Below are 14936 nucleotides of genomic sequence, written 5' to 3'. Positions count from 1 at the left end.
GCGGGCCTCCTTGGGGCTGTTTGCTGGTGATGGAACAACAGCTTAGCGAGTAAGGCACGCAATGAGCTTGTTTTGTTGCATGACCGAGAGCCTGATATGCAATGATCCACCGATCTGAATCGATCTGAGGAAATAATCGTGCAAACGAACCTCGACCGCACCGACCTGCGCATCCTCACCACCCTCCAGGCCAACGGCCGCATCACCAACGCCGAGCTGGCCACCGAGGTGAACCTCTCGCCGTCGGCCTGCCTGCGCCGGGTCCAGCGGCTGGAAGCCGAAGGGGTCATCGCCGGCTATGGCGCCCGGCTGGAGCCACGCACCCTGGGCCTGGGCCTGCAGGCCTTCGTCCGCGTGCAGTTGCGCCAGCACGAATCCGAAGCCATTGATGCCTTTCGCGAGCACGTGGGCGCCTGGGAAGAGGTGGTGGCCTGCTACGCCCTCACCGGCGACATGGACTACCTGCTCCAGGTCTACGTGGCCGACCTGGACGACTTCTCCCGCTTCCTGCTCGACCGGCTGCTCAACGCCGCCGGGGTGGCCGACGTCAATACGAGCTTCGTCCTGCGCACGGTGAAGGCCTCGGCGGCCCTGCCGCTGGGCAACGTTGCCGGGTAGGGGTACGCAACTGCCTTATAGATAAAGACAATAGCTATTTCCCCTAGCGGGCGGGACCGCCCCTCGTTAATCTTGTGCGCTCGATGGAAGCCGCCACCGCCAACCCGACCCCACGTGACCGTCTGCGTCCGCTGCGCTATGTGTGGCGGGTGCCGTTGCTGTTGCTGCATGTGCTGTTCGGCATCCTGGTCTGCACGCTCATCCTGAGCTGGGCCGGCGGGGTGATGAAGAACGGCCGGGAGCCGCTCGCCCACCGCACCATCCGGCTGTGGTCGACCATGCTCCTTGGGGTGTTCGGCTTTCGCAGCCGCCGCTTCGGCACGCCATTGCCCGATCCCGTGCTCTTCGTGGCCAACCACACCTCGTGGCTGGACATCGAACTGCTGCATTCCCAGCGCGCCGCCTGCTTCGTGGCCAAGGCCGAGATTGCCCGCTGGCCGCTGGTGGGCTGGATGGCCGCGCGCGGGGGCACGATCTTCCACCGCCGTGGCAACAACCACTCCCTGGCCTCGGTCATGGCGGTGATGGTGGAGCGCCTGCGCGAAGGCCGTTCGGTCGCCGTGTTCCCCGAAGGCGGCACCGGCCACAACGGCGTGCTGCGCGTGTTCCATGCCCGCATCTTCCAGGCGGCACTCGACGCCGAGGTGCCGGTGCAGCCGGTGGCCCTGCGCTTCACCCGCAACGGCCAGCGCCTGATCGACGCGGGGTTCCGCGACGGCGAAAGCTTCCTGGGCAACTTCATCCGCCTGCTGGGCGAGCCGCCGCTCGATGTCGAGGTGCACTTCCTCGAACCCGTGCCGCTCTCGCCCGACGCCCGACGCCGCATGGCCGAGACGGCCCGTGAACGCATCGCCGCCGCACTGGATAGCGGCCCGCGCGCATGAGCCTGCCGAGGGGCTCGGACTTCCAGCCGCCCTGGCCGCTGCGTAGCGGCCACATCCAGACCATGCTCTCGTCCAGCGGCATCCGCCGGCGCCTGCTGCCGCGCCGCGCGCAGCGCGTGCAGGAAAACGCCCGGGATGTATTGATCGACGTGGGCAACGGCGACCGCCTGAGCGGGCGCTACACCGCGCAGACCACGGGCCGTGAGTCGCGTGGCCTGGCCATCCTGTTCCACGGCTGGGAAGGCAGCGTCGATTCCACCTATGTACTGCAGACCGGCAGCCGCCTGCTGGAAGACGGCTGGGACATCTTCCGCCTGAACTTCCGCGACCATGGCGACAGCCACGGCCTCAACGAGGCGCTGTTCCACTCCTGTCGCATCGACGAGGTGGTGGTCGCCCTCGGCGAGATCGTGAAGATGTTCCCCTCCCGCGCGATCGGCCTCGCCGGTTTCTCGCTGGGGGGCAACTTCGCGCTGCGCGCCGCCATGCTGGCGCCTTCGCTGGGCGTGGCGCTCGACTACGTGCTGGCGGTGTGTCCCATCATCGACCCGTCCGAGGGCCTGTTCTCGCTGGAGAAGGATGCGCCCTGGTTCTACCAGGCCTACTTCATGCAGAAATGGCGCCGCTCGCTGCGCCTGAAGCAGGAAGCCTTTCCGCAGCAGACGTACTTCGAGCTGGCCGAGCTGAAGCAGAACATGCGTGACCTCACGCGCTCGCTGGTGCTGCGCCATACCGATTTCGAATCCCTCGAAGCCTATCTCGACGGCTACTCGGTGGCGGGCAACCGCCTGAAAGACCTGCACCTTCCGGCAACGATCCTCACGGCACGCGATGATCCCGTGATTCCGGTCGGCGCGTTCGACCAGCTCGACCTGCCGCCGAACATCGAGCTGGACATCGCCGCCTATGGCGGCCATTGCGGTTTCATCCGCGACTACGGCATGACCAGCTTCACCGACGATTACATCGCCGCCCGATTCGACGCGATCCAGCGCTGACGCCGCGTTCGCACGATAGGGTCCATCGTGATCCATCCATCCGGGAGTTCGTCACATGCGCAGTGCCCTCGTCCTCGGTCTTTCCCTGTTATTCACCGGTTCGGCACTCGCCGCGCCACCGCCGATGGAAGCGCTGAAGCTTCCGGCAGGTTTTTCCATCTCCCTGTGGAGTGACCAGGTACCCAATGCGCGCGAGATGGCGCTGGGTACGAAGAACACCGTCTTCGTCGGCTCCAACGACGCCGGCAAGGTCTATGCCGTGACCTACGGCGACGACGGCAAGGTCACCAGGGTGCGCAGCATCGCCACCGGTCTGGAGCTTCCCGTGGGCGTGGCGTTCCGCCATGGCGACCTCTACGTGTCGGCGGTAAGCAAGATCTACGTGCTGCGCGACATCGAGAACCATCTCGATGCACCGCCGAAGCCCGAGGTCATCACCGACAAACTACCGACCGAGACCCATCACGGATGGAAGTTCATCGCCTTCGGTCCCGATGGCAAGCTCTACGTACCCATCGGTGCACCGTGCAACATCTGTGATCGCGATAGCGAAGGCTTTGCGCAGATCACGCGCATGAATCCCGATGGCAGCGGTTCGGAAGTGGTGGCGCGCGGCGTGCGCAATACGGTGGGCTTCGACTGGCGCCCCACCGACAAGACGCTGTGGTTCACCGACAACGGTCGCGACATGCTGGGCGACGACCTGCCCAGCGACGAGCTCAACCATGTCACCAGGCCGAAGGAACATTTCGGCTACCCGTACTGCCACCAGGGCGACACGCTCGACCCGGACTTCGGCAAGGGCAAGAGCTGCAAGGATTACACCCCGCCCGTGCTGAAGCTCGGAGCGCATGTGGCTGCTCTTGGCATGCGCTTCTATCAAGGCACGCAGTTCCCGGCCAGCTACCGTGGAGCGATCATCGTTGCGGAACATGGCTCGTGGAACCGCACGAAGAAATCCGGCTATCGCGTGATGACCGTGCGCTTGAACGGCAACAAGGTTGCCAGTTACGAGCCACTGGTGGAGGGCTTCCTTGCCGACGAAAAGGCGCTGGGTCGCCCCGCCGATGTACAGACGCTGCCCGATGGCAGCCTGCTCGTCAGCGACGATCTCAACGGCGCGATCTACCGCGTGACCTACAAGAAATAAGAAGGAGACAAGCATGCGCCTCAAGAGCGACAACTTCGAACACGGCAAGCCGATCCCGGCCGACAACGCCTTCATGGAGATCGGCGAGCCGGCAAAGCTCGCCGCCAACAAGACACCGCACTTGGTGTGGACCGAAGTCCCCACCACCACGAAGTCGTTCGCCATCGCCGTGATCGACACCGACGTGCCGTCGAAACCCGACGACGTGAACGTCGAAGGCCGCGAAGTGCGCTACGACCTGCCGCGCGTGGAATTCGTGCACTGGCTGATGGCCAACATTCCGCTGGAGTGTCGTGAGCTGGGCGAAGGTGCCTGTGGCGAAGGCATCGTGCCGCGCGGCAAGGGCAACGGAAAGCTGAAGGATGATCTGACGGGCCCGGGCAACGCCGTGCAGGGTCTCAACGACTACACCGGCTGGTTCAAGGGCGACAAGGACATGGACGGCCATTACCACGGCTACGACGGCCCGTGCCCCCCGTGGAACGACACCCGCATCCACCACTACCACTTCCATGTCTATGCACTGGATGTAGAGCACGTGGCACTGGAGAACGGCTTCACCCTGGCCGAGCTGCGTGATGTCATCAAGGGGCATGTGGTGGACGAGGCCGTGCTTACCGGCACCTACACCCTCAACCCGAAGGCGAGGGCGTGATCGGTACGTGAAGCCGAAGCCTGAACGCTGCGCGAGCGGCGTCGGGCAGATTCACATGGCATGCGCGGGGCGCGGGACTAAATGGTTCCGCGCCAACCCACCGGAGAACCCGCCATGCTGCACTACGCCCTTGTCTTCCTGGTCATCGCGATCATCGCCGCCATCTTCGGGTTTGCCGGTATCGCCGGTACGGCAGCGGGTATCGCGAAGGTCCTGTTCGTGATCTTCCTGATCCTTGCGATCATCTCGTTCTTCCGCGGCCGCAGTGTGTAGCCGTGGGTCCGCGACGATGACTTCCGCGTCACTTATCCTCCCCTAACCTGATTTGCCCAGTTTTCGACGGAGAAACCTGTCATGACCAAGTCCGCCGACCATGTCGCCAACGCAGCCACCGCTGCGGCCAACACCGTCTCGGCCGCCGAGCGCATCGAGGATCGCGCCGAAAAGGTGAAGCAGGCGACCACCGACGCCGTGGACCGCACCCGTGAGGCGGTCGATCGTGCCGCGGACAAGGTCGAGAGCACCCTGCACTCGGCGACCGACAAGGCTGCCCATGGCGCCACCCGCGCGGCCGAGAAGGCCGAGGAAGCCAAGCTGCGCGGCAAGGAGGCCTATGATGACGCCCTCGACAAGGCCAACGACTGGCTCGACGTGGCCCGTGATTACGTGCGCGAAAAGCCGGTACAGTCGATCGCGCTGGCCGTGGCGGCTGGCTGGCTGGCGGGCCGCATCCTCCGTCGTTGATTCCATCCACCCGGGGGTGAGGCATGCTGGAAAACGATCCCTCGGGGCGTAGCGAAAGCGAGGAACCCATCGGCGGCGGCGCAGAACGCGCCGCCCGTCCGAAGCTGTCGATGCCGGACTGGATCGACGATGTACGCCGTCTCGGCACTGGCCTGAAGAACCTGTTCGGTGCCCAGCTGAAGCTGGCGCTGGCGGAGATCGGCCTGGCGCGAAGCGGCATCGTCATGATGCTGTTCATGGGCCTGGCTGCCATCGTATTTGCCGTGGCACTGGGCTTTACCTTGCTGGCACTGGCCGGCTGGGGATTGGCACAGTGGTTCGGGTCCTGGGCCTGGGCACTCACCGCCCTGGCCGGTATCCAGTTGCTGTTGCTGGTGCTGTCGATCCTGGTATTCCGCCGCGGCATGCACTGGCTGACCCTTCCCGCCACCCGGGCCGAGTTTGCCCTGCTGGCGAAGGAAGCCGTCAAGCGGGGCAAGGCGGAAGGCGAACGCGCCGAAGGCGAGGGCTAAGCGATGGGTATTTTCAGCAGCATGGCCAGGGTGACCGAGGCACGGGCAAAGGTTGCCATTGCCCGCGAGGAGACCGTGGCTCCGGCCGCTGCGCTCATCGCGCGGGGCTACGAATACCCGCTCACCGTGCTCGGCCTCGCGGCCGGCTCGGGTTTTCTGCTCAGCAACGTCAACGTGAATCCGCTGGCCGTACCCGGGGTGAGCAGCCTCGTGGCGGGCGGCAGCGCAGACCTCATCGGTAAGATTATTTCCATGGCAGCCGGCGGTATCCTTGGCGACTTCGCCGGCGATCCGGCCGACACCGCCACCGACCCGCCGTGAACGACCCGCTCAGTACCCACCTGCCGCTTGCCTCAGCCGCGGCGCCCGGCGTTGCCGTCTCGACGCTCGCCACCCGTCCACGTCGCAGATCGAATGCCGGCCGCAGCACGCGGCGCGTATCCCGGCACCTGAAGTCGATCCGCATTTCACTCACCGGCATGATCCTGCTGGCGCTGGTCTATACCGTCGCCATCGGCAAGTCGTTGCTGGTGCCCCTGGTGCTGGCGGGTTTTATCGGCCTGGCGCTCAATCCCATCGTCGCGTGGGCCGCACGCTGGCGCATTCCACGCTGGTTCGCCGCCGTCACCGTGATGTTCCTGCTGGGCACCGGCCTGGTCGCCGGTGCCGCCACGCTGTCGCAACCCGCACTCAACTGGCTGCACCAGGCACCCACGGCCATGCGCTCGATCGCACCGCGCATCAAGCCGATGACGCAACAGATCGAAGCCGCGAGTCGTGCCACGCAGACGCTCGTGGGCGGCAGCGCCGCGCGCAACCAGCCGCAGGCAAACAGCGACATCGCATTCACCGCATGGGATGTGATGGCCGGTACGCCGAAGGTGGTGGCAAGCGTGCTCACCGTCGCCCTGCTGGTGTTCTTCTTCCTCGTATACGGCGATGAAATCCTGCGCCGCGCTGTGGAAATCTCCCCGACGTTCGCCTACAAGCGCCACACGGTAAGCATCGTACGCAGCATCCAGATCGAAGTATCGAGCTACCTGCTGCTCACAGCGGCGATCAACGTCACGCTCGGCCTGGTCACATCGGGCATGCTGTATCTCTACGGCGTGCCCGACCCCCTGCTATGGGGCAGCTTCGCCACCATCGCCAACTTCATTCCTTACGTCGGCGCCATCACGACGACAACGGTACTGGCCATCGTCGGCGCACTCCACTTCCAGGACCTCGGCACGGCATTGCTTCCCGCAGCAACCTTCGCCGGTATCACGGCAGTGGAAGGCAACCTGCTCACCCCGATGCTGCAAGGCCGCCGCTCACGCCTGAGCCCCGTCGCCATCCTGCTCTGGCTCCTCGTCTGGGGCTGGCTCTGGGGCATCCCCGGCGCGATCCTCGCGGTCCCGATGCTCACCTGCGTCAAACTCATCACTGCCAAACTCCGCGGCTGGCAATGGTTCGCACACATGATCTCCCGCTAACCCCGCCCCACCCCTGTAGGAGCGCGCCTCGCGCGCGACTGGTTGAAACGGCGCGCTCCGTAGCAACGCCAAGCTCCCTACCGAAGGGGTGGGAGCCAATCGCATCGGCGATTAACGCTCCGTAGGAAAGCAGCCTTTGGAGGCTTCGCTCCGTAGGGTGGGCTCGCCTTACGGCCTCGCTGCTCGGCGCTCGAACGTGGCCTAGAATGAGCCGGCGGGAGCGGCCCTTGTCGCGCCGGCCTGCGGTGTCCCTCGGGAAAGGGGAGCCGCTGCGCGGCTAGTGTTTTAATGGCTTGCGCCCCTTCGGGCCCGGTGAGCGTGCGGGGTTTTTCGACTCGGCTCCTGCCTCGGCGAAAAATGCCGGTCATCCTGACCGGCACCCTACGGGCCTTTTCCGCCCACTCCCCTCACCTCCATCAGGTCGCGCCAAGGGCCGCCCCCGCCGGCTCTCCCAAACGGTGCGGTAGACGTGCGGATGAAATCGCGAACACGACAGATGCGCCCTACATCGCGACAATCCGCTTTTGTAGGAGCGTGCTTGCGCGCGACCGGTTGTCGCGAATGATTCGATGGTTTCGTGCTGACCGGTCGCGCGCAAGCACGCTCCTACAGGGGGCGGTGATCGTGTAAAGGATGTCGCGTTGGCAAACACATCAACGCGATTTTTCAGAATCCTTCCATATCCAAACGCGGCCGCAATTTGGTACGGTGTGTGCGTTGCCCACGCGTCCGTGTCATGTCGTGGTGGGCAACCATCGCTCGATGTGTCGAGAAAGTCGCGAGCCAGAGGTGTTTGCACCACCCCTGACCCGCTAACCAAACCAACCTCATAGGAGTTGATATGGCTATGCCAAATACTAAGGCATTCTCACGCCCACCGTCTGTTCCGGACGGTCCAGGGACGTCCTGACGCCCTGTCAGGACGCGGCTAGCGCCCGCGTCGGTCCTGATTCCTCTGGCTTTTTGGCCCTGCCGTCGTATCCGGCGCGTAGTGCCGTGGGCATGAGAAATCCGGACAAAACGTGGGATAGGTGAGATCTCGCACCCGAGTTGATGAGGGGCACGGCCTTTGGCGTGCCCCGCTCGGAGAGCGATGCCAGGGGAAAACCAGCAAATGAATGAACCGAAAGACGATAGCGTCCTCGGCGAGGGGAGCTTTGGCCTCAATACCGAGGCCAGTATGGATACGTTGATGAATGATGCGACGGCGTGGCAGGCGTATGCCGAGGCGATGCAGTCGGTGCTTACCGAGTACATGGCGGAAACCGAATTGCCGAATCAGCGGTGTGTCGCCAGAGCCATGTCCGGTGTGAACGTGCTTTATCGCATGGGTCTGCAATGCACCAAGCAAGCGAATGTGCGGCGCATGTGGGATGAGGTGCGCGCGTTGGGAGGGGCGAAGTGATGGCACAGCGTGTCGAGATTGCCAAGGCCATGTGTGGGGTGGTGTTGCTGGGCATCAACATCGCCGTCTTGATGGGGAAGCGCGAGGATGGCGATCCGCTATCGAAGGGGGCGAAGTGGAATGTGGCGTTGGCGTTTAGTGCATTCGTGGTCGGCGCGTTGGCCGTGGCGGTGTTTGCGTCGGAGTCGTGTACGGTGATTGAGCCGGTGTGGACGTGGACGTTGGATATCGCCGGAGCGACGTTGTTTGGGTCGACGATGGCGGCGTTGTGGTTGGGGTGGTTGGCGCCGGGGCCACGGTAGGCGTATCGAGAGCGCCTATCGCGGATGCGATCCGCTCCCACCCCTTCGGTAGCAACCTCTCTACGGTGTGGTGGTAGCCGATCGCATCGGCGATCAACCTCGCGATCACCTGCTTGTGTAGGAGCGCGCCTTGCGCGCGACCGGTCAGGGCGAAACCATCATGTCATTCGCGACAACCGGTCGCGCGCAAGCACGCTCCTACACAAGCAGGTGGTCGCAACGTGGGGAGCAAAAGCAGGTTGTCGCAGCGTTTGGCTAGCAAGCAGATTGCGGCGGCGTGGGGAGAGCAAGCAGGCTGCCGTAACGTAGGCAGAGCAAACAAGTTGCCGCAACGTGTGGAGAGCCGGCGGGGGTGGCCCTTGGCGCGACTTGATGGAGGTGAGGGGAGTGGGCGGATAAGGCCCGTAGGGTGCCGGTCAGGATGACCGGCATTTTTCGCCGAGGCAGGAGCCGAGTCGAAAAACCCCGCACGCTCACCGGGCCCGAAGGGGCGCAAGCCATAAGACACTAGCCGCGCAGCGGCTCTCCTTTCCCGAGGGACACCGCAGGCCGGCGCGACAAGGGCCGCCCCCGCCGGCTCGTTCTTAGCCACGTTCGAGCGCCGAGTAGCGAGGCCGCAAGGCGAGCCCTTCCTAAGGAGCGAGGCTTCCAAAGGCTGCTTTACTACGGAGCGTAAAAGCATCGCCGATGCGATTGGCTCCCACCCCTTCGGTAGGGAGCTTGGCGTTGCTACGGAGCGCGCCGTTTCAACCGGTCGCGCGCGAGGCGCGCTCCTACAGGGGAGTTACCAGCCGATTTTCATGCGGTCGCGGTAGAACTGGCCGTTGCCGGAGTCGCGTTCGGGGAGTAGGGCAGCCCATACGATGCCTTCCGCACCCTCGGCTACGGGGCGGCCGCCTTTGCCGCCCATCGTCGTTGCGGTCCAGCCGGGGGAGACGGCGTTGATGAGGATGCCGCTGCCGCTCATTTCGCGTGCGATGACCTGCGTGTAGGCGTTGAGTGCGGCTTTCGATACGCGATAGGCGGGTGCCTTGTCGCCGCACATCGCGACGGTGGCGCATTCGCTTGATACGTTGACGATGCGACCGTAGCCGTGGCGACGCATCAGGGGGAGTGCTTCTGCCGTCAGCATCCATACGCCGAGCAGGTTGACGTCAAGGGCGCCGCGGATCGCGTCGATGTCGGGGCGTTCGGCGCGGGCGTCGTGGTCGAAGTAACCGCCGGCGTTGTTCACCAGGATGTCGAGGCGGCCGTACTTGCCGTCAATGGTGGCGATGGCGGCTTCGACGTCGGCAGCCTTGGTGACATCCAGTTTCAGTGCGTAGGCATCGCCACCGAGTTCGCGAACCGCTTTCACGGCCTTGTCGTTCTTGCCTGGCTCGCGCATGCCCATGAAGACGGTGACGCCGAGCGAGGCGAGCTGCTTGGCCACTTCCAGACCGATGCCGCGATTGGCCCCCGTCACCAGCGCGATGCGCTGGGTGAGCGGGGGTTCGACGGCGGTCGGAAGGGCCCGCTTGCCGGTGACCGGCAGGCGGTGGACCTTCGCTACGTTCATGGGGCAGCCGCCACCTGGGAGCAGGTGGTGTCGCCGCAAGCCTGCCAGCCGCCGCCCAGTGCCTTGTACAGCTGCACGGCACGGGTGTTGATGGCGGCTTCGGCCTCGGCGAGCTGGTCTTCGGCCGAGAGCTGCGTACGTTCGGCATCGAGCAGTTCGAGGTAGTCGGTGCGGCCGGCGTCGTAACGCAGCTTCGCCAGCTGCGCGGCCTTGCGGCTTTCGTCGGCCTGCACGATCAGCTTCTGCACGCGTTCACGCTGGAGGTTGAAGCCCACCAGCGAGTTGTCCACGTCTTCCAGTGCGGAGAGCACCGTGCGGTCGTAGTTGGCGCGGGCTTCTTCGGCTTGCGCCTTGGCGCCCTTCACACCGGCGTTGACGCGCTGCACGTTGAGGCCGGCCCACGAGATGCTCGGAGCGATGGACCACGCACGCGATTGCGCACCGCCGAAGTCGTTGCTGCGACCGGCAAGGAAACCGACGAAACCACCCAGCGAGATGTGCGGGAACCAGTCGGCTTTGGCGACGCCGATGCGGGCATTGGCCGCAGCCAGCTGACGCTCTGCGATGCGGATGTCCGGACGACGCGAAAGCACTTCGTCGGCACCACCGATGGCGAGGCTGACGTCGATGGGCTTGAACGTGGCCGGCGACAGATCGACGTCCAGTTCGCCCGGGCGTTCGCCGAGCAGCACCGCGATACGGAACTGATCGGCCTTGGCCTGGCTTTCCAGTACCGGAAGCTGTGCCTCCACGGCGGCAAGACGTGCCTTGGCGCTGGCCAGATCCTGCTCGGCGCCTGTGCCGATCTCGACACGGGCGGCGATCACCTTCAGCGAATCCTGCTGATTGGTGATGTCGCGCTTGGCCACGTCGATGCGCAGCTGGGTGCCGCGCAGGTCGAAGTAGTTGCGCGCCACTTCGGCGAACAGGCTCACCTGCGCATTCTGCAAGGCGGCCATGCTGCCGTCCGCATCGGCGCGGGCAGCCTCGACCGAACGGCGGATGCCGCCGAACAGGTCGAGTTCCCACGAGGCGTCGAAGCCGGCCTGATAGCTGGTGACAGTCGAACGCTGGTCGCTGAAGCCAGGCTGCTGCTGGCGTGCCCGTGAGTAGGACACGCCGGTTTCGACATCCGGAATCTGCCGTGACTCTTCGCTGCCCAGTGCCGCACGCGCCTGCTTCAGGCGAGCCACCGCGATGCGCAGGTCAGGCGCGTTCTTCGCGGCGCGCCCGATCAGCGAATCGAGGGTGGGATCACCGAACTGCTTCCACCATTGCGCCTGGAAGTCGGTGGCCTGCTGCTGCGACGGATCGACGCCCTGCAGGGTTACCGGGCTTTCTTTCGGTGCGTGGTAGTCCGGCCCCACGCTCGCGCAACCGGCGAGCACGAGGGCGGTGAACAGGGCAGTGCTGCGGAACAGCGTTTTCATGACTTACGACTCCCGTGCTGCATGGGCGGTGAGGCGGCGTTCGCGGCGGATGGCGCGACGGGCCTCGGTGCGCTCGTTCCACGCGCGGATCAGCACATAGAAGAGCGGGGTGAAGATCAGGCCGAAGAAGGTGACGCCGAGCATGCCGGAGAACACGGCCACACCCATGGCGTGACGCATTTCCGCACCGGCACCGTGCGAGGTGACCAGCGGCACCACGCCCATGATGAACGCGAAGGACGTCATCAGGATCGGGCGCAGTCGCAGTCGGGCCGCTTCGAGCACGGCATCCACGCGGTTCATGCCTTCGATTTCGGCTTCGCGGGCGAATTCCACGATCAGGATCGCGTTCTTGCACGCCAGGCCCACCAGAACGATCAGGCCGATCTGGGTGAAGATGTTGTTGTCGCCACCGGTGATGAGCACACCGAAGATGGCGGACAGCAGCACCATCGGCACGATCAGGATTACGGCCAGCGGCAGGCTGAGGCTTTCGTACAGCGAAGCCAGCACCAGGAACACGAGCAGCACCGACAGCGGGAACACCAGCACCGCGGTGTTGCCGGCGAGGATCTGCTGATACGTCAGTTCGGTCCACTCGAAGGTCATGCCGTTGGGCAGGTTGGCCTTCACCAGCGCTTCCATCGCATCCTGCGCCTGGCCCGTGCTGTAACCCGGGGCCGGGCCGCCGTTGATTTCGGCGGTGGGGAAGCCGTTGTAGTGCTGCACGCGATCCGGGCCGTTGGTCTGGCGCACGGTGAGGAACGAACCCAGCGGAATCAGATCGCCGTTGGCGTTGCGCGTCTTCAGGCCCACGATGTCCGAGGGCTCATGACGGAACGACGGCTCCGCGGACACGTTCACCTGGTAGGTGCGGCCGAAGCGGTTGAAGTCGTTGACGTAGAGCGAGCCGAGGTAGGCCTGCATGGTCTGGAACACGTCGCCCAGGTCGATGCCTTCGGACTTGGCCTTCTCGCGATCCACGTCGGCGTCGAACTGCGGCACGCTCACCTGGTAGCTGGTGAACAGGCCGGCAAGCTCGGGCGTCTTGTGGCTGGCGGCGATCACACCCTGGGTCTGCTTGAACAGCTCCTCGAAGCCCAGGTCGGCGCGGTCTTCGATCTGCATGCGGAAACCGCCGATCGTGCCGAGGCCGTTCACCGGCGGTGGCGGGAAGATCGCGATGTACGCATCCTGCACCGACGCGAACTTGGCATTCAGGGCAGCGGCGATGGCATTGGCCGAGAGGTCGGCCGAACGACGCTCCTCGAACGGCTTCAGCGTGACGAACACGATGCCGGCGTTGGTGCTGTTGGTGAAGCCGTTGATCGACAGGCCCGGGAACTGCACGGCGCTTTCCACGCCAGGCTGTGCCAGCGCGATATCGCCCATGCGGCGGATCACGTTTTCGGTACGATCGAGCGAGGCGGCATCGGGTAGCTGCGCAAACGACACCAGGTACTGCTTGTCCTGCGGGGGCACGAAGCCAGTCGGCGTCTTGGAGAAGCCGAGGAAAGCGAGGCCGACGAGGCCCGCGTAGATCACCAGCACGATGGCCGAGAAGCGCAGGATCTTCTGCACGCCGCTCACATAGCCATTGGCTGCGCGTTCGAAGGTGCGGTTGAACGGACGGAACAGCCAGCCGAGGCTCTTGTCCATCCAGATCGTGAGCTTGTCCTTCGGCTCGTTATGGCCCTTGAGCAGGATGGCCGACAGCGCCGGGCTCAGGGTCAGCGAGTTGAAGGCCGAGATCACCGTCGAGATGGCGATGGTCAGCGCGAACTGGCGATAGAACTGGCCGGTGAGGCCGCTGATGAAGGCGGCTGGCACGAACACGGCGCACAGTACGAGGGCCGTGGCGACGATGGGGCCGGTCACTTCGGTCATGGCCTGGCGCGTGGCCATCTTCGGATCGAGGCCATGCTCGATATGGCGCTCCACGTTTTCCACCACCACGATGGCGTCGTCCACCACGATACCGATGGCGAGCACCAGGCCGAACAGCGACAGCGCGTTGAGCGAGAAGCCCGCGATGTACATGATCGCGAAGGTGCCGATCAGCGAGACGGGCACGGCCACCAGCGGGATGATCGAGGCGCGCCAGGTCTGCAGGAACAGGATCACCACCAGCACCACGAGCACGATGGCCTCGAACAGCGTGTGCACCACGGCGTCGATGGAGCCGCGCACGAACACCGTCGGGTCGTAGACGATGGAGAAGTCCACGCCCTGGGGGAAATCCTTCTTCAGCTCGGCCATCTCCTTGCGCACTTCGTCGGAGATCGCGATCGCGTTCGAGCCCGGGCGCTGGAAGATGGGAATCGCCACCGCCTCGCGGTTGTTCAGCAGGCTGCGCAGCGCGTAGTTGTTCGAGCCCAGTTCCACGCGTGCGACGTCGCGCAGGTGGGTGACCGAACCGCTGGCATCGCTGCGGACGATGATGTTGAGGAAGTCGTCCTCGGTAATGAGACGGCCGCGCGTGTTGATGTTGACCTGGAAGGCATTGCTGTTCGGGCCCGGGGGCGCGTTCAGTGCACCGGCGGCCACCTCGATGTTCTGCTCGCGGATCGCCTTCACCACGTCGCCCGTGGTGAGGTTGCGGATGGCGAGCTTCTCCGGGTTCATCCAGATGCGCATGCTGTATTCGCCGGCGCCGAACAGCTGCACGTCACCCACGCCGTCCAGGCGGGCGAGCTGGTCCTTGATGTGCGTGCGGGCGTAGTTCGACAGGTAGAGCATGTCGTAACGGTGATCCGGCGAGGTGAGGTGAACCACCATCGTCAGGTCGGGCGAGCTCTTGTTGGTGGTGACGCCGAGGCGCTGCACTTCCTCGGGCAGGCGCGGCAGCGCCTGCGACACGCGGTTCTGCACCTGCACCTGGGCGTTGTCCAGGTCGGTGCCGAGGGCGAAGGTCACGGTGAGGGTCATCGCGCCGTCGCTGGTGGACTGCGACGAGGTGTAGAGCATGCCTTCCACGCCGTTGATCTGCTCTTCGAGCGGCGTGGCGACGGTTTCGGCGATCACCTTGGGGTTGGCGCCAGGGTAGGTGGCTTTCACCACCACCGTGGGCGGCACCACTTCCGGGTATTCGCTGATCGGCAGCTTGAACACGGCGATACCGCCCGCGATCAGGAACAGCACCGACAGCACGCCCGCGAGGATCGGCCGTTCGACGAAGAATTGGGCGATTTTCATGGAAGGA

Annotated in this window: 15 protein-coding genes; 12 read left to right on the top strand and 3 right to left on the bottom strand. The window is 64.9% G+C overall.

What is annotated here, in order from left to right; all coding sequences use genetic code 11:
* The first annotated feature begins 138 nt into the window (after positions 1-138).
* The 12 genes from KR767_RS06330 to KR767_RS06275 all read left to right on the top strand — a co-directional run bounded on the left by KR767_RS06330 (position 139) and on the right by KR767_RS06275 (position 8746).
* Entirely contained in the window at positions 139-618 is a 480-nt protein-coding gene (locus KR767_RS06330; protein ID WP_166945540.1) for an Lrp/AsnC family transcriptional regulator, read from the top strand.
* Between the two features lie 83 nt (positions 619-701).
* On the top strand, positions 702-1502 hold the full coding sequence (locus tag KR767_RS06325) for a lysophospholipid acyltransferase family protein (protein ID WP_166945538.1): 801 nt from the start codon (positions 702-704) through the stop codon (positions 1500-1502).
* On the top strand, positions 1499-2500 hold the full coding sequence (locus KR767_RS06320; RefSeq protein ID WP_166945536.1) for a YheT family hydrolase: 1002 nt from the start codon (positions 1499-1501) through the stop codon (positions 2498-2500). Before KR767_RS06325 ends, KR767_RS06320 begins: the two co-directional genes overlap by 4 nt.
* Positions 2501-2555: 55 nt before the next feature.
* Positions 2556-3650 (top strand): PQQ-dependent sugar dehydrogenase, encoded by a 1095-nt coding sequence (locus tag KR767_RS06315; protein ID WP_250878505.1) that lies wholly within the window; start codon positions 2556-2558, stop codon positions 3648-3650.
* A gap of 13 nt (positions 3651-3663) precedes the next feature.
* Positions 3664-4305 (top strand): YbhB/YbcL family Raf kinase inhibitor-like protein, encoded by a 642-nt coding sequence (locus tag KR767_RS06310; protein ID WP_250878504.1) that lies wholly within the window; start codon positions 3664-3666, stop codon positions 4303-4305.
* Between the two features lie 114 nt (positions 4306-4419).
* Complete coding sequence (locus KR767_RS06305; RefSeq protein WP_166945530.1) at positions 4420-4578, top strand: DUF1328 domain-containing protein; 159 nt, start codon at positions 4420-4422, stop codon at positions 4576-4578.
* A gap of 81 nt (positions 4579-4659) precedes the next feature.
* Entirely contained in the window at positions 4660-5049 is a 390-nt protein-coding gene (locus tag KR767_RS06300; protein WP_166945528.1) for an ElaB/YgaM/YqjD family protein, read from the top strand.
* 23 nt (positions 5050-5072) lie between these two features.
* Complete coding sequence (locus KR767_RS06295; RefSeq protein WP_243852909.1) at positions 5073-5561, top strand: phage holin family protein; 489 nt, start codon at positions 5073-5075, stop codon at positions 5559-5561.
* Positions 5562-5564: 3 nt separating this feature from the next.
* Positions 5565-5882, top strand: a complete 318-nt coding sequence (locus tag KR767_RS06290; RefSeq protein WP_250878503.1) for a hypothetical protein — start codon at positions 5565-5567, stop codon at positions 5880-5882.
* Entirely contained in the window at positions 5879-7039 is a 1161-nt protein-coding gene (locus KR767_RS06285) for an AI-2E family transporter (protein WP_250878502.1), read from the top strand. The genes KR767_RS06290 and KR767_RS06285 overlap by 4 nt, the downstream gene beginning before the upstream one ends.
* A gap of 1114 nt (positions 7040-8153) precedes the next feature.
* Positions 8154-8444, top strand: coding sequence for a hypothetical protein (locus KR767_RS06280; protein WP_250878501.1), 291 nt, complete (start codon positions 8154-8156; stop codon positions 8442-8444).
* Entirely contained in the window at positions 8444-8746 is a 303-nt protein-coding gene (locus tag KR767_RS06275; protein ID WP_250878500.1) for a hypothetical protein, read from the top strand. The genes KR767_RS06280 and KR767_RS06275 overlap by 1 nt, the downstream gene beginning before the upstream one ends.
* Positions 8747-9530: 784 nt before the next feature.
* Here the strand turns inward: KR767_RS06275 and KR767_RS06270 are convergent.
* From KR767_RS06270 to KR767_RS06260, 3 genes are read right to left on the bottom strand one after another with little or no spacing between them, the layout of a single operon-like run.
* Positions 9531-10304 (bottom strand): SDR family NAD(P)-dependent oxidoreductase, encoded by a 774-nt coding sequence (locus KR767_RS06270; protein ID WP_250878499.1) that lies wholly within the window; start codon positions 10302-10304, stop codon positions 9531-9533.
* The gene (locus KR767_RS06265) at positions 10301-11734 is read right to left on the bottom strand and encodes an efflux transporter outer membrane subunit (protein WP_250878498.1); all 1434 of its coding nucleotides are present in this window, start codon (positions 11732-11734) and stop codon (positions 10301-10303) included. Before KR767_RS06265 ends, KR767_RS06270 begins: the two co-directional genes overlap by 4 nt.
* Before the next feature lie 3 nt (positions 11735-11737).
* Positions 11738-14929 carry an efflux RND transporter permease subunit gene (locus tag KR767_RS06260; protein WP_166945516.1) on the bottom strand — a complete coding sequence of 1064 codons (3192 nt, stop codon included), beginning with the start codon at positions 14927-14929 and terminating at the stop codon, positions 11738-11740.
* Positions 14930-14936 lie beyond the last annotated feature (7 nt).

The organism is Luteibacter anthropi (assembly GCF_023699965.1).
Classification (GTDB): Bacteria; Pseudomonadota; Gammaproteobacteria; order Xanthomonadales; family Rhodanobacteraceae; genus Luteibacter; species Luteibacter anthropi.
Note: the sequence above shows the minus strand (reverse complement) of the source record. Positions and strands in the feature narration are given on the sequence as shown.

What these genes read in the sequence shown, in the direction of transcription:
- KR767_RS06325 (WP_166945538.1), top strand. Translation starts at nt 702, where the DNA reads ATGGAAGCCGCCACCGCCAACCCGACCCCACGTGACCGTCTGCGTCCG.
- KR767_RS06320 (WP_166945536.1), top strand. Translation starts at nt 1,499, where the DNA reads ATGAGCCTGCCGAGGGGCTCGGACTTCCAGCCGCCCTGGCCGCTGCGT.
- KR767_RS06315 (WP_250878505.1), top strand. Translation starts at nt 2,556, where the DNA reads ATGCGCAGTGCCCTCGTCCTCGGTCTTTCCCTGTTATTCACCGGTTCG.
- KR767_RS06310 (WP_250878504.1), top strand. Translation starts at nt 3,664, where the DNA reads ATGCGCCTCAAGAGCGACAACTTCGAACACGGCAAGCCGATCCCGGCC.
- KR767_RS06305 (WP_166945530.1), top strand. Translation starts at nt 4,420, where the DNA reads ATGCTGCACTACGCCCTTGTCTTCCTGGTCATCGCGATCATCGCCGCC.
- KR767_RS06300 (WP_166945528.1), top strand. Translation starts at nt 4,660, where the DNA reads ATGACCAAGTCCGCCGACCATGTCGCCAACGCAGCCACCGCTGCGGCC.
- KR767_RS06295 (WP_243852909.1), top strand. Translation starts at nt 5,073, where the DNA reads ATGCTGGAAAACGATCCCTCGGGGCGTAGCGAAAGCGAGGAACCCATC.
- KR767_RS06290 (WP_250878503.1), top strand. Translation starts at nt 5,565, where the DNA reads ATGGGTATTTTCAGCAGCATGGCCAGGGTGACCGAGGCACGGGCAAAG.
- KR767_RS06280 (WP_250878501.1), top strand. Translation starts at nt 8,154, where the DNA reads ATGAATGAACCGAAAGACGATAGCGTCCTCGGCGAGGGGAGCTTTGGC.
- KR767_RS06275 (WP_250878500.1), top strand. Translation starts at nt 8,444, where the DNA reads ATGGCACAGCGTGTCGAGATTGCCAAGGCCATGTGTGGGGTGGTGTTG.
- KR767_RS06270 (WP_250878499.1), bottom strand. Translation starts at nt 10,304, where the DNA reads ATGAACGTAGCGAAGGTCCACCGCCTGCCGGTCACCGGCAAGCGGGCC.
- KR767_RS06265 (WP_250878498.1), bottom strand. Translation starts at nt 11,734, where the DNA reads ATGAAAACGCTGTTCCGCAGCACTGCCCTGTTCACCGCCCTCGTGCTC.
- KR767_RS06260 (WP_166945516.1), bottom strand. Translation starts at nt 14,929, where the DNA reads ATGAAAATCGCCCAATTCTTCGTCGAACGGCCGATCCTCGCGGGCGTG.